The sequence below is a fragment of the Vibrio sp. SNU_ST1 genome, assembly GCF_030563405.1.
GTDB lineage: Bacteria > Pseudomonadota > Gammaproteobacteria > Enterobacterales > Vibrionaceae > Vibrio.
This window is the reverse complement of record NZ_CP130748.1, coordinates 1,619,432-1,633,955: the sequence shown is the minus strand read 5'-3', so window position 1 is coordinate 1,633,955 and position 14,524 is coordinate 1,619,432. Positions and strand designations below refer to the sequence as shown.

The window sequence follows — 14,524 nt, the reverse complement described above, 5'->3', positions numbered from 1 at the left end:
CAAACCTACCGTAATTATTGATCCTTGTTTACGGTCATGGGCATGGTGTCTTTCTGTTTAATATTCAGTGCTCGAACATCATCCCAGTCGACGTTAACTGCTGTTTCAAAGGCTTTAATTCTTAGTGGTGAAAGTAACGTTTTTCCTTCTTCGTTCTGAGCTAATTGAACAAAAGAGGCTTGAACTTTTTGTACTACTTCCGAGTCGACTCTCGGGTGGTTGGCGATGGCATGAGGAGTAAAACCTTTGGAGGTGTAGATAGGGGTTAGCTGGTCTCTAACTTCTGGGTCTAATGCGTTGAAGGTTCGGATAATACCGCCACCAGACGGATAAAACCCCTTGGCTACAGAAAGGTATACCGAGTCATGTGAAGAGACATAGTTAGGTTCAAAATGAATGTTTCTTTGTTTCAGGCCAGCTTGAGTTAGTAACGTTGCCGCAAATGCTGCAGGAGCGGGGAAGGCAAGGGTGGTGTTGTTTAACTGTTCCAAGCTTGTAATACCGCTATCTTTACGCACTACCATGATACCTTTTAGGCGTTTGTCTTTGGCTTTGGCCATTGCACTATAGCCAACGCTATTGTTGAAAGTAACGAAGTGGAATGGGTTCATATACGCAAAGTCGTAGTCCCCATTTGCCAGGCGTTGCTCAAACATAGGGATATCTTTGGCGGTTTCAAAGATGATGGTGTGGCCTGTTTCTTGACTTATTTTCGTGAGTATTGGGGTCCACTGCTGCGCGAGTCTGCTCGCTGATTGCTGAGGAACAATCCCAAATGTGAAGATTTCTGCATGCGCCAATGCCGGCAGCAAAGCCAATGTTAACAAGGTTAAATTTTTCATAAATTCTCTTCCTTATATTAGAGACATCGTAACTTTGTAATGAAGCTTATAGAGGTAAATTGAGAAACTCATTTCTAGATATCGAATTGTTAATCTTCTCTTGTATTGAACGAGGAAGGAGCTTCAATTTATTTACTTGTCGTATTAATTCGTTAGCGAAACTTGGAGTGTGTTTCATGTTCATCACACAACCCATTAGGTTGATACTTGGCGCATCAAGTAGCTCTTTCGCTTGCTCTAGATGGTGGCTAGAAGTTTCACCATACGCGATAACCATAAGTGTGCAGTCACAAGCACTTGCAACAGACTGTGCAGGAATGTTCCCTTTATTTATATTGAGTAACGGTGAAGTATCGATGATTACTCGATCGTAATTCTCTAACCATTTTTTGACCACTTTTTGTAACGTTGTCGGGTCTTTATAAGCAAGTTGTGTTGAGGCAAGTTGTGGAGCAGGGACACCAATGAACATACGGTGAGATTCAACATGCTCTATCAATCGACCCGGTTGGTTGTCTTCTAGCATATTCAGATCTTTGAAAGCAGGGTTGAATAAGTTGAGATCTACATAAAGCGTTGAATGTCCGGCAAGAAGGAAACGTTCAGCTAATGCAGCTGCGATAGATGTTACGCCGTCACCTGCATGGCAGGCGGTGACACATATTGATTCATAGCCGTTAAGCGAGGAAGCTAAATACAGCTGTTCTACTTCTGCTTGTATTGCTGTAATAGTCATTACAAAGCTCCTATTAAGACAATCGTTGTGGTTAGACGAAGTATGTCTTCAAGTCCGACACGTGCTTTTTCCAAAAAGCTTTCTCGACGATCTGGGATGTAAATCGTGTCACCAGCACGTAATACTGGTAGGTTGTAAATGTTGGCCGTTTTACTGAACTTGACCAAATCAAATGTGCGCGCTTGCCCTTGACAACAAGACATGTTCACAATAGTAATTTTCTCCACATACGCATTATCAGTAGGTCCAGAAGCTTCAGCTAGAATGTCTAAAATGGTCATGTTGTCGTTAAATACGTATCGGCCGGGATTTTTGATGGCACCAAGCACCCGAACTGTTCTTTCTTTTGGTGTATCTAGCCAATTTTTATTCTTCTCTGGGATATAAATAGTATCGCCTGCTGTTACGTTGGGTAAGATGGATTCATCACCAGTTTCAAAATAAAGAGACAAGTTTAATTTGCTTACCTGGGAGTAACTTTTATTTCTGTGCGTTACTCGAATGTTGTGGATGTCCGCGTCTTTTGTTGGGCCATCTGATGCGGACAATATATCGAGAAAGTGCATGTCTTTTGTAAACCTGTAACGACCGGGAGAACGAACTTGACCAAATACGTAGATAGAGGCGTCTGAGCTTTGGCGAACCCATTGTGATTTGTTATCGGAAGGGTCTTGCGGTAAATCATGAACTCGAACAATTGACCCCGCTCGGATGAACGGCAGTTGATCACGAGGCGCTCCACTTTTAATAAATTCGTCTAAGTCGAAAACCTCGAGCTTTCTGCCTGTGACCACTTCAATTTTTGTGGTGTCGGCACGCAGGGTTGGCCCCCCAACATGAGCAAGCAAACCCATAAAGTCCATTTCATCTGACCATTCAATACGTCCAGGTCGAACAACTTCACCAATAACGTTGACGGCTCTATCTGGAGAGATCTTTAGCCACGATTTCTCATTCATATCTGTTTTCTCTGGAACGAAAATCGCATCTCCAGCTTTAATGCTAGGAGGGGTCGAATTAGGTAGGCCTTCTGTGTATGCAGCTAAATCAAACTTAACTACTCTACCATCGGCTTTAAGTATGCGTATTTGTCTAGACTCTGCGAATCGAGTTGGGCCGCCTGCATTTGCAAGGATGTCCATAAATGTCGCACCTTTTTTACCCTCAAAGGCGCCTGGAGAAGCAACTTCACCCATGACGTAAACCATATTCGCACCAGACTTTATCTCTTCTTCTTGCTTTGGTACGAAAATAGTCGCTCCCGGGCGTAAGATAGGAAGTAGGCTTTTGTCCCCCGAATCTAAGTAACGTTTAAGGTTAAATAGCGTTGGGGTATTGTTGGAAATGACACGGATTTGCTCAACACTGGCATAACGAGTCACCCCTCCCGAACGCATCAGTACGTCGACAAGGTCTGTGTTCTCTTTATAAGTGAATGAGCCCGGTGCGTTTACTTCACCAAACACTTTAATTGAATTGCGAGAGTCGCCACTGTCACCAGAGTTAGCGAGCTTAGCTGCGTCGAATTCTTGCTCGATGTTACCGACAAGTGGAGATGCTGGAACAAATAGCGAATCCAGCGATTGCAAAGCGGGCAGTGTGGATTCATCACCTGAATCTAAGAACTTCTTATAGTTAAACTCTTGCTTCTCAGCACCCCGCTTAAGAATCAGCTTATCCAATTGCGCACCTGCACGTAAGCCACCCGCAGCGTAAAGCGCCATCTGAATACTAGAACCCAATGCGAGAGTGTATTCTCCAGGTTGCTCTACATAGCCTTGAACATAGATGATGATTTGCTGTTCTTTGACGTAGACTGAAGCATTAGACAGATCTTTATAAGCGGTAGCCAGTGACTCTAAAACGACTTTGTTAAGCTGTTTGCTATCATAACCCGCCACAAACACGGCCCCCACTTCAGGAAGGGTAATACGACCTCGTTTATCAACTTGAAACCCCGTGTTTAAGGTATTTTCTCCTGGTACGTTAACTTGGATAAGATCACCGACTTGAACCGCGTCAGAAAAATCTTCACTTGCATTCACTGCACTGGAAAAATATAGCGATAGGGCGATGATAAAAGCGAACAGTGGCTTCATAGTCCACCTCCCATTTTCTCGGCATTTTTAGGTGAGATAACTTCAATGCTGACTCGGCGGTTAGTTAAACGCGTACCGTCTGATTCGCCTTCAAAAAGAGGGACGGTTTCACCAACAGAAACGGCTTTGATTCGCTGAGCACCCAACCCAAAAATCGTAAGGTAGCGCTCGACTTGCTTAGCACGTCCGAGTGCCAACTTATCGTTATATTCTTCGGTACCGGTTGCATCGGCATGACCTGTAACAACGAGCTCCAAAGATTTGTGTTCTTTCAATAGCGCTGTCGCTTCTGCAAGCCTTCCCATGTACTTGGGATTTACCTCGATAGAATCTTCTGCGAATTGGTTGTCAACGTTGAGTAACTCGTACAATTGTTCGATAACCATCAATTGCATTCTAAATTGGTTTTCATTTTTTGGAGGCTCACAACGGGCTTGAGAAGTTACATAATCCAGCTGAACTTCAAGTTCGTTTAGGCGTTTTCTTTGAATCACTAGGTCGTTGGCCGCATCCAGAAGCAGGCCTCCTTGGAGTTCTCGAGCGATACGGTTTTGCTTTTCAATCGCTTGGACAACCGCTGCAGGGAAGCACCAGCGAGCACCTTCTTGAATTAGTGCATCAAGATGTAATTTCGCTAGCTGCCAATCAAAACGTAATCCATGCTCTGGACCAAGAGGTTCGTCTGGCATGACAGGGGAAAAGTCGGAGTTTTGGTAATTAATCGAATCATAACTTTCAGCCATCCCCCCTGTGCCTTGTTCTGGGTAGCTAGTACAGCCACCTAGAACTAGAGCAGACAGAGAAAGGGCTATGTAGTTTTTCAGTATTTTCATGCCAACGTCCTATGTTTTTTTATTTATTATTATTATTTTTTGTTACTTCTAGCTTAGTGGATCTTCATGAATTGGTAGGATTTTTTGAATTTACCGGGATAGCATGTCCAATACGTAGCAGGTTCATAATTTCAAGCGGTTGCCCCGTCACATTTTCAAGTCGCATGTTGCGTTCGCGCTCAGTTAGACGTTTGAACATATAAACAATCGCACCAACACCAGATGAATCTAAAAACTCGACTTGGCTAAAATCAATTTCGATTTCGGGGTGGCCATCGTTAGAAATGACATCGTCAATGTCAGTTTGTGCATCGCGACTGCCTGCTGCATCCAAGTCACCTAAGATAGAAAGGGTCAGTGTAGTGGTATTCAAATCAATCTTACGTAGTTCCATAGCGATATCTCCTTTGAGTATGTATGAATGGGTGCACTGAATGTGCCAACTTTTATGTTGTTATATTTCAATAGCTTAATTGACCCTCTGTTCTTTATCTCATATTGAGAAAGGGGGATTCTCAATATGAGAACTAAAAACGGCTGAACATTTGAGACCGATAAGTCACTAATTGCGTGAATGAAATAGAAAGGTAAATAAGGTTGACGTGTGGATCGCACCTTCTATCCAAGGTTGTCTACCTATGTGTCAGAACGCTTAGGATTAAAGGCATTTGTTGACCACTACAGATATTAATACGGGGTAGATGATGAGATTAACCAAACTAGCGATAGCAACTCTATGGGCGTGCTCGTTTTCTTCTCATTCGTCCTATTTACCTCCTGATCATTTGGTGCTGGCCAACACATACCAGCAAGGCATTAATGTTTCTGAATACTGGAAGAGTGAGAAGCTCGATGGGATTCGGGCTCTGTGGGACGGACAACATCTTTATACGCGCAATGGGAATCGCATTTACTCACCGAAGTGGTTTACGGAAAACTTGCCGAAGGTTCACCTTGAAGGGGAGCTTTGGGCAGGAAGAGGCAAGTTCCACTTAGTCCAATCTACCGTCCTCGATCATACGCCTAGTGACGTAGCGTGGCGCCAAATAGATTTCATGCTGTTTGATATGCCAGGGGCTGCTGGTGATTATCAAAAGCGCTATTACAACATCTTGCATTGGGTAAGCATGATTGGAGAGCCTCATGTCAGCTACATCGAACATGTACCGATTCACAATGAAGAAGCTCTGTTCCATCAACTCGATAACGTTGATGAGAATAATGGTGAAGGTTTGATGCTTCGTAAGATCACCAGTCGCTATCAAGCAGGTCGAAGCAATGACGTGTTAAAGCTCAAAAAGCATCACGATGCCGAAGCCACAGTTATTGGCTACAAAGGCGGGACAGGTAAATATAAAGGAATGATGGGTTCGATTTTGGTTCACACGGAAGAAGGAGTTGAGTTTTATATTGGAAGCGGGTTCAGTGATCAAATGAGACTTGCGCCGCCTGAGATCGGCAGCCGTATTACCTTTCGCTACAATGGCTTTACTCAAAATGGAAAACCCAAATTTGCGCGGTTCGTTAGAGAGAAAAGTGAATATTAAGGCACATACTGCCGACTGATGCGAAATATCGCCCCGTAGACAAGACAGTCTCCGCACAGAAAAACGTCTACACATAAAACAGTATTAATAGATTAAACGAAAAAGAGCCCTGAATATCAGAGCTCTTTTGGTGTTCAATATCAGGGATACCGGTTGAGTGAGTTAAAACTCAGCGAGAGCTAAATTCTAACTGAACATCGTCGTCTTGTTTGTGCATCCAGTACAGACGCATACCTAGCATAATAGCTGCTGACGTTAGACCGACAATGAACCCAACCCAGAAGCCATGCGCGCCCATAGGTTCAACAATCCAATCTTTCATTCCTAAAATGTAGCCGATAGGAAGCCCTAGCAACCAATAAGCAACAAACGTAATGTTGAAAATCGAACGCATGTCTTTGTATCCACGCAAAGCCCCTGCAGCGATAACTTGGATTGCGTCAGTGCATTGATAAACCGCAGCGAACACCAGTAGTTGCATTGCAACGGTAATTACCGCCGTGTTTTCGGTGTAAAGTAGCGAAACTTGCTCTCTGAATAGTACCGTCAATGTAGCTGTCATTAAGGCGGTGATCAAACCAACAATAATACCGACGTGTGTCGCGATTTTCGCTCCTTCAGTATTGTTTTCACCCAGCTTATGGCCAACACGAATACTCACCGCGGCACCGATACTCATTGGTATCATAAATATCAGTGACGAGAAGTTAATTGCAACCTGGTGTGCGGCAACAACCAAAGACCCAAGAGGGGCAACCAACAGAGAAACAACAGCGAATAGCGTCACCTCGAAGAAGATAGCAGCAGCAACCGGAAAGCCTAGTTTAAACAAACGAATTTGTGCTTTGATCTGAGGCTTGTGGAATGTACCGAAGATATTGATTTTAGCCAAACGCTTTGATGTTAAAACGTAAGCAAACAGCAATCCGAACATCACCCAATATACAATAGCCGTTGCAACGCCACAGCCGACACCACCAAGAGCAGGAGCACCAAGTTTTCCGTAAACGAACATCCAGTTTAGTGGGATGTTTAATAGCAAGCCGATAAAACCAATCACCATAGCAGGCTTAGTTAAAGACATACCATCTGTAAAGCTTCTCAATGTTTGGAACAACAAAAATGCAGGAACAGCAAACATTACCGCATTCATATAGCCGATGGTCTTTTCTGCCATGAGTTTTTCAATGTCCATCCATTCTAATATCAGTTGTGTCTGAAAAAGTACGCCAATGATTGGAAGGGAGATGACGAGCGCTAAAAACGCACCTTGTTGAATCTCAAATGGAATTTTTACTTGTCTACCAGAACCATGAAGTTGTGCAACGACAGGAACCAACGCCATCAACAGACCCACACCAAATAAGATTGATGGTAGCCAGATACTTGCTGCAATCGAAACCGCCGCCATATCGATAGCACTTACACCACCGGCCATTACGGTATCAACAAAACCCATTCCAGTTTGTGCAACAGATGCGATCAATACTGGGGTCGCAAGTTTGATTAGATTCGAGGATTCTTCTTTGTAACGATGCACAAACAACTCCAAATAAGAGGGAAAATTAGAATAATAGTGTAGGAAAGGACATTCTGAAGGAATCAGAGGCAATGATCTTAAGCTTCCACTGGACGAATCATAAAGAAATGTCACAATAACTGCTATGAAAAACTGTTATTAGGGCGTGTTGATCTTTCTAGCTGATTTTTGCAGCGAGTTGTTGGGTATTTATACAAGACAGAGGCTTTGATGTGTAGCTTGCCTACATGAGAAGCCGATAACGTAGTAAAAATGACCAGCAAACGCTGCCCGAAGGGTTTGGCTAAAAGCGTTTTACTCTAGTTGTTGAGGGAGATTTGCTTAGGATGCTAGGCTACTTCCCCCTCGCCGCGATTAAAACGCTTTTATCTCGAACAAAATTTAACCGCGAAAGGTCAACACGCCCTAGAATGCTAAATAGGAATCTTATGTTTACAGGTATCGTTCAAGGCATGGCAACACTAGTTGCTATAAACAAAAAAGAGTTGTTTCAGACTCATACCATTGAGCTAAGCTACGAAATGGTTGAGGGATTAGCGATTGGTGCCTCAGTAGCTCATAACGGTTGTTGCTTAACGGTAACGGAAATTTCAGGAAACCACATTGCTTTTGATTTGATGCAAGCCACATTGCGATTGACGAACTTAGGCCAACTGAATGTTGGAGATAAAGTGAATGTTGAGCGAGCAGCAAAATTTGGTGATGAAATTGGCGGGCATAGTATGTCTGGCCACATTACGTTGATGGCGAACTTAGTAGATGTGATCAAGACTCAAAACAACCGCACGCTTTGGTTTGAGTTGCCACAAGAATCAATGAAATATGTGTTGAGCAAAGGTTATATTGGCGTTGATGGTTGTTCATTGACGATTGGTGAAGTGGAAGAGAACCGTTTCTCTGTTCACTTGATTCCTGAAACGCTAAATCGCACTTTGTTTGGCACCCGCGAAGTAGGCGACCAAGTAAATATTGAGTTTGATCCTCAAACACAAGCGATAGTTGATACTGTTGAACGTGTACTAGCGAACCAGAAGTCGTAGTAGTGGTTCATCAATAACACTTAACCAAAAAGCGTTGACTAAGTAAAAGTCGAAGATATTAAAAAAGAGCACATTAAGTGCTCTTTTTCTATTTCTGTGTATTTGTGTTTTTCTAGGCTAGCCTCAAAATCGACGTGTAGCTCAAACTCGACAAGAGAGTAAGTGTGTTAGAAGACTTGTTCATCATCTGCATCAATTGAGAGATGGATTCTGTCTCTCAATTCATCAACCTGCATGTCCAGATGAATTGCATTGCAACATGCAGGGCAATCGTCATAAAAATCTTGGCTTCCATTAGAAGCATCCAGCGTTATGCTAATTGCATGACCACAATGGGGGCAAGAAACATGTTTCTCTGTGTATTTATGCATGGCGAAATCTCCTCACTGTAACTTGCACCAATCGTAGTAGCTTGTATGGATCGTAATAAATAGTGATATCGAACGTTGCAACTTATATCGAGCGCAGTAACTAGCTGTGATTGGTATTAAACGGCCTGTATCTTCTGAATACACGCCTCAGTTTGTGCTAAATACTCGCCGCCAAATTGATTGCAGTGGTTGAGAAGATGGTACAAATTATAAATGTCTTTCCGATCAGTATAGCCAACGTCGAGTGGATTGACGCTCTGGTAACCTTCATAAAACTCTTTTGAAAACCCTTCAAACAATTCAGTTAGCGCTACATCACATTCATGATCCCCCCAATAACAAGCGGGGTCGTAACAGATTGGCCCAAAGGCTGAGTTAGCAACATTACCGTTCCAAAGGTCGCCATGAAGCAAAGAAGGGCGAGGGTTGTGGCCTGCAAGACGCATATTCACTACATCAACAATGTCATCGATATCGCCGAATTCGATGCCTTTTTCTTTTAACAACTGCAGTTGGAAGCCAATGCGTTGCTCTGAGAAAAAACGCCCCCATTTTTTATGCCAAGGGTTGGGCTGAAGGGTGCTACCAATATAATTGTCTTGGTCATAACCAAACTCTTTCTGTTCACCCCATTGATGCAATTGGGCAAGTTGAACGCCAAAGTCATAGCTATTATTGCTTGTTTCAAGCGGCTTGGTCGGTAAGTAATTAAGGATAATGAACGAGCATTCTTTGGTTTTACCAATCAGTACCAACTCAGGAACATAAACGGTAGAAGTTTCTCTTAACAAGCGTAAGTTCTCTGCTTCAATTTCAAACTTAGGTAAAAATTCTCGCTGGTTCACTTTTACAAAGTAACGTTCGTTACCATCGCTAATCATATAGCAATCATTAATGTCGCCACCAGAAACCTTGGTACGTTCAGTTATCTGGAAGTTAAATAGAAGAGTATCTGAAAGTTGTTGAGAAATGGCCTGCCACATAGGAAATCCTCAAAGACTGAAGGTTAGAAATACTGTTTGTTTGATAGCAATAGTTTAGGATAAATCTGAGCAATTTATAGACGCACTCGTCAATGTTCTTGGCTCTTCTTCAACTAATGTAGAATCAATTGGCTGATTTGTGAACTCGAACTGATTCAAGCCCTTTGAAATCAAAACAGAAATTGAGAACGATGTAAGGAAATAGTTTGGAACTAATCTCACGGCATGATGATTTTCATACAATAGAATCGTAGAAATAGGTTGAGATTATTTTTCACTATATTTTAGGTGTGTTTGGTGAAGTTAGGGTGTTTTGATTGAAATTTAAGCTTAAATGCTAACTCGGATCACTTTAATACAGTTTTTAGTAATAAAGAGATGACAAACAGACTCATATACATAGTATTAGGTAGGTACATATTAATCTGCTCTTGAGCTTAAACGGAGATTTATTGTGGTTGTAGAAACCGATGGCTATTTGGCTTTGATCGAACACTTATCATTTAACCTAGATGTCTTTACTAATAGTAATGGCGATACAGGCAATGAAAGTGTCGAAGACATCATCACTGACATGATATCAACAAACATCATGGCTATTTTCGAGCAAAACCCTGAGTTACATTCAAGCGTTCGTTTTCAACTATTGAAAGAAGCGGATTCAGTGGTGGCTGATTTAGGTGAAGTGTTAGCTGGTGTATGGTCAAAAAAAGCGACTAACGAACAAATTGTATTCTTAGATGAATACATCGCATTAGTGAAGAATCTGTTTGATACTGCGGTTGCTCAATACGACTAATTAACTTCTAGTACATTTACTAGGCTAAACAGCGATAGGCGTTTAAATAGTACCTTCAAAGTAACTGTGTTATCAGTTAATCTTTTAATCACTATAAACGCCTAAAATGCCAAAACTTAGAGGCCCAATAAGGGTTGTCCAATCTCGATATAATGACACCTTTCGATGTCGAAGCATGTAGGAATTGATTGTTTCCTAAATATACACCGACGTGTCGTATCGTCATCGATGTTTTGAAAAACACCAAGTCGCCACTTATTGCCTGTCCATACGCTATTTCCTTTCCCTTTTTAACTTGATCTTTTGTGGTTCTCGGTAGTGCTTGCTGGGTCGCCGTTTGCACCGCGATTTGAACGAAAGCAGAGCAATCTACGCCTCTAAATGATGTCCCACCGAAATGATATGGCACACCTTTCCACTGTTCATACACATTCATATACGCATTGGTCGTTGATTGCTCTAACTTTGACAGAGGCTTGTGTGCGGTTTGACTAAGCTGAGAAGGGGATGGCGTCGAGCTACAAGCAGCCAATGTTGCTAAAGTTATTGTAACTACAGCCATTTTTCTGAATTTCATATGTAACTCTTCTGACAAAAAACTGAAATATAAACGTCATCAAGGACTTCTAGTATACGAACTAACTTAAGGATATCTTTTTTCGTAGTCAAACTGGATTTCACATGCCCGACACAAATTTATCAATAAAACCTTCACGTTATACATTCTCGCTCATTCAAACCGTCACCGCTGTATTTATTTCCATTCTTTTACTCGTCATCTTTTTATCTTTGGTCAGTCTCCGAGGCGTCGATCGGGTCGGGGGCCATTTTGAAGCACTTTCAGAACAAGCATTACCTCTCGCATTAAACAACGCCGAATTGACACAAAGCGTGTTGGAGCAGGTAAAACTTCTTACTTATAGCACCCAATCAACCGACCTCAATACGCTTAACACAACAGGCAACTCGATCGACGTGTTAGTTGCCGAAAGTAACCAAGCGCTAGAAGAACTCCTCTTCATATCCCAATCTTTTCCTGACGCGATTTCCGTTGAACAAAAACAAAACTTAACCGAGAACATGGCGACCTTACAATTGATGACCAGCCAAGTGTTGTCGTCTCAAATCGAAATTCAGAATAAGCAAAACCTCATCGATAGCCTAGTCACTGAGTTTCGCTATGGCGTGAGTTCCATCGGACCTGAAATGAACCGTATCAGTTCTTTCCTTGTTCAGAACCACCCAGAGGCTTCCGATGCGGCTAACCGATTCACAGCGAGTGCTTCTGCAATGGCGAACACCTTCCTAATGTTGATGATGCAATCAGACTTAGAAAAAGCGCAAGACGAATACAGAGAGCTTCGAAATCGAATTGCAGGCATTAACCTCGCGTATGATGACTTTTCTGAATGGCACCCAGACATCTTAGAGTTCGCAAGCTTAACAGCGCCTTATGAGATGGTTAAATCTGGCTTTGCAGACAACGGCGTATTAAGACAAATTCTGCAAAAGCTAGAACTTGTTAAGCAACAAGAAGCCGACTTAGCTAAAGTCATCCATCTAGCCAACACCGTGATAGGTATCTTAAATCAACTGTCGAACACCGCTTCCATTTTAATTGATGAAAGCGAGCTTGTGGTTAATCAGACAATTGCGACGATAGACAAAGTACTATTTATTAGTGGATTAGTGATAACGGCCATCATTTCTATTTCATGGTTCGTATTGCGTCGCTGGGTGAACAAAGGACTCAGAAACATTACTCAACAAATGAGCTTGCTCGCGGAATACGATTTTTCGAAACAGAGTCAATTAGTTGGCCCATTGGAATTGCAAGTTATCGCATCAAAACTTAATTCTGTTGTCGACTCAACCGCTGATTCGATGGGCTTGGTAACACGAAACTGTGAAACGCTTTATCAAACAGCGGAAGTCAGTCACGATGCCGCAGAGCAAACTAACTCAAGCTTACACGAGCAAAATGAATCACTGCAGAACATGATTACCACCATTACAGAGCTTGAAGCATCTATTGGTGAAATTGCACGTATTTCTAACGCCTCGAATGATGACGCACAGCTTGCTGAAAATGAGTCAGTGACTGGGAGTCAAGTTGTTGGACTGAACCAGCAGCGACTGTATGCACTAGAGCACTCTCTAAGCATGAATGAAGAATCGATGGCCGACTTAGACGGACGTGTTAAACAGATTCGCAAAATGGTCGATATGATCAGTGGCATTGCTGACAACACTAACTTACTCGCATTGAATGCAGCAATAGAAGCAGCTCGAGCAGGAGAGCAAGGCCGAGGCTTTGCAGTAGTCGCCGATGAAGTCAGAAAGCTAGCCAGCGATACTTCTCAGCAAACGACTAATATTCGAAATATGATGAATGAATTAGTGGCAGCAGCGGATCGCTCGCGGGCGTCTGTAACAGAGTCGAGAAACGAAATGGCGAATGCACTGGACACCAGTGGAGATGTGAAACAAGCGTTTGAAAAAATCGAGGTAGCGGTTAGCCAGATTAAAGGACGTGTTGAACAAATCATGGTGGCGACTGAGCAACAGGCACGTGCAACGGTGGATGTAACACATTCAATCACACGTGTTTCTGAACAAGGTGAAAGTACGAAGTTACAACTTGAATCCATGATTGAGAGTTCAGAACAGGTGGCCGAGATAGCAGGACACCAACAAGCTATGCTTCATAAGTACGTGTTGAAATAAACGAGCGTGAGAATTAAGCTAGAGAGAGCAAGAGTTGAAGCACTAGCTACGCTTAAATTCCTATTAATACAGAAACGCCCTTAAATTTTCACAGAATCTAAGGGCGTTTTGCTTGGGTATTAAGCTAGTTTGTTATTAAGCTTATCTTGTTATTAAGATAAGTTTGAACTCAATACAAGCTTGAGACTCAGGTGCATTAGAACCTAGTCTTTCGTTGCAGGGAATCGTGCAAATGGCTGACGTAACATCAAATCTAACCGTTGTTCTTTACCATCTTGAATCTCTGGAACACCAATCTGAACGTTATCGTGACCAAGCTTTGGCTGAGCGCGGTAAGTCTTAAACCAGATGTCCCACACAGATAAAAAGAAACCAAAGTTTGAATGGGTTTCTTTCACAATGACCGAGTGATGAACGCGGTGCATGTCCGGTGTCACAATCACTTTTCTCAACCGCTTATCAATCCACAGCGGTAGACGCGCATTGCTGTGGTTAAACATCGCACTCGCATTAAGAACAACTTCAAAGATGACAACAGCGATGACAGGGACACCAAGTGCGATTACCAAACTCACTTTGATGATCATTGAAAGAATCATCTCAATAGGGTGAAAGCGCGTTCCGGTTGTGACATCGATATCTAGGTCCGCATGGTGAACTCGATGTAACTTCCATAGCCATGAAACACGGTGAAACACCAAGTGCTGAAGGTAAATAGCGCAATCTAACAGTAAAACACAGATGAGAATGGCGAGTTCTCTAGGAAGTGACAGGGTATTGAATAGACCCCATTGGTTTTCTTGTGCGATAACCGCCGCTTGAAATGCTGCGATTGGAATTAGAGTGGCTAATATAAAACTGTTCAAAGCAACCAACGCAAAGTTATTACCCCAACGAAACCATTTGCTTTGAGTCAGTGTTTTACGGGGAAAGCGATACTCCCAAAGCGCACACAATCCAAAAACGACAATAAAACAAACAAGGCGGAGCAGGGATGGGTCTTGCAT

The 14,524-nt window shown here is 42.6% G+C and carries 14 protein-coding genes; 4 read left to right on the top strand and 10 right to left on the bottom strand.

The genetic code is table 11. From position 1 onward, the window contains the following. Nucleotides 1–14: 14 nt before the first annotated feature. From Q5H80_RS07020 to Q5H80_RS07000, 5 genes are all read right to left on the bottom strand, one after another. Complete coding sequence (locus tag Q5H80_RS07020; protein WP_304563875.1) at nt 15–842, bottom strand: phosphate/phosphite/phosphonate ABC transporter substrate-binding protein; 828 nt, start codon at nt 840–842, stop codon at nt 15–17. Nucleotides 843–888: 46 nt separating this feature from the next. Continuing rightward, nucleotides 889–1,578, bottom strand: a complete 690-nt coding sequence (locus Q5H80_RS07015; protein ID WP_304563874.1) for a chromosome partitioning protein ParA — start codon at nt 1,576–1,578, stop codon at nt 889–891. Then, nucleotides 1,578–3,677, bottom strand: coding sequence for an SLBB domain-containing protein (locus Q5H80_RS07010; protein WP_304563873.1), 2,100 nt, complete (start codon nt 3,675–3,677; stop codon nt 1,578–1,580). Before Q5H80_RS07010 ends, Q5H80_RS07015 begins: the two co-directional genes overlap by 1 nt. Beyond that, on the bottom strand, nt 3,674–4,510 hold the full coding sequence (locus Q5H80_RS07005; protein ID WP_304563872.1) for an OmpA family protein: 837 nt from the start codon (nt 4,508–4,510) through the stop codon (nt 3,674–3,676). The genes Q5H80_RS07010 and Q5H80_RS07005 overlap by 4 nt, the downstream gene beginning before the upstream one ends. A gap of 64 nt (nt 4,511–4,574) precedes the next feature. Further along, nucleotides 4,575–4,904 (bottom strand): STAS domain-containing protein, encoded by a 330-nt coding sequence (locus Q5H80_RS07000; protein ID WP_304563871.1) that lies wholly within the window; start codon nt 4,902–4,904, stop codon nt 4,575–4,577. Between the two features lie 310 nt (nt 4,905–5,214). Between Q5H80_RS07000 and Q5H80_RS06995 the strand changes: the two genes are divergently transcribed. Continuing rightward, nucleotides 5,215–6,057, top strand: a complete 843-nt coding sequence (locus Q5H80_RS06995; protein ID WP_304569390.1) for a DNA ligase — start codon at nt 5,215–5,217, stop codon at nt 6,055–6,057. A 169-nt stretch (nt 6,058–6,226) separates the two neighbouring features. On the opposite strand, the gene Q5H80_RS06990 is transcribed toward Q5H80_RS06995, so the two are convergent. Further along, entirely contained in the window at nt 6,227–7,597 is a 1,371-nt protein-coding gene (locus Q5H80_RS06990) for an MATE family efflux transporter (RefSeq protein ID WP_304563869.1), read from the bottom strand. A gap of 428 nt (nt 7,598–8,025) precedes the next feature. On the opposite strand from Q5H80_RS06990, the gene Q5H80_RS06985 reads away from it, so the two are divergent. Further along, nucleotides 8,026–8,637, top strand: a complete 612-nt coding sequence (locus Q5H80_RS06985) for a riboflavin synthase subunit alpha (RefSeq protein ID WP_304563868.1) — start codon at nt 8,026–8,028, stop codon at nt 8,635–8,637. A 167-nt stretch (nt 8,638–8,804) separates the two neighbouring features. Here the strand turns inward: Q5H80_RS06985 and Q5H80_RS06980 are convergent, their stop codons facing one another. Together Q5H80_RS06980 and Q5H80_RS06975 are read right to left on the bottom strand one after the other, a co-directional pair. Next, on the bottom strand, nt 8,805–9,008 hold the full coding sequence (locus tag Q5H80_RS06980; protein WP_012603956.1) for a CPXCG motif-containing cysteine-rich protein: 204 nt from the start codon (nt 9,006–9,008) through the stop codon (nt 8,805–8,807). 116 nt (nt 9,009–9,124) lie between these two features. Next, nucleotides 9,125–9,991: a fructosamine kinase family protein gene (locus Q5H80_RS06975; RefSeq protein WP_304563866.1), complete on the bottom strand. Its 867-nt coding sequence runs from the start codon at nt 9,989–9,991 to the stop codon at nt 9,125–9,127. Between the two features lie 454 nt (nt 9,992–10,445). On the opposite strand from Q5H80_RS06975, the gene Q5H80_RS06970 reads away from it, so the two are divergent. After that, complete coding sequence (locus Q5H80_RS06970; protein WP_009846752.1) at nt 10,446–10,790, top strand: DUF3802 family protein; 345 nt, start codon at nt 10,446–10,448, stop codon at nt 10,788–10,790. Between the two features lie 91 nt (nt 10,791–10,881). Here the strand turns inward: Q5H80_RS06970 and Q5H80_RS06965 are convergent, their stop codons facing one another. Then, nucleotides 10,882–11,367 carry a C40 family peptidase gene (locus Q5H80_RS06965; protein ID WP_304563865.1) on the bottom strand — a complete coding sequence of 162 codons (486 nt, stop codon included), beginning with the start codon at nt 11,365–11,367 and terminating at the stop codon, nt 10,882–10,884. Between the two features lie 104 nt (nt 11,368–11,471). Between Q5H80_RS06965 and Q5H80_RS06960 the strand changes: the two genes are divergently transcribed. Continuing rightward, nucleotides 11,472–13,517 (top strand): methyl-accepting chemotaxis protein, encoded by a 2,046-nt coding sequence (locus tag Q5H80_RS06960; protein ID WP_304563864.1) that lies wholly within the window; start codon nt 11,472–11,474, stop codon nt 13,515–13,517. Nucleotides 13,518–13,720: 203 nt separating this feature from the next. Here Q5H80_RS06960 and Q5H80_RS06955 read toward each other — a convergent pair whose 3' ends face one another. Further along, nucleotides 13,721–14,524: a sterol desaturase family protein gene (locus tag Q5H80_RS06955; protein ID WP_304563863.1), complete on the bottom strand. Its 804-nt coding sequence runs from the start codon at nt 14,522–14,524 to the stop codon at nt 13,721–13,723.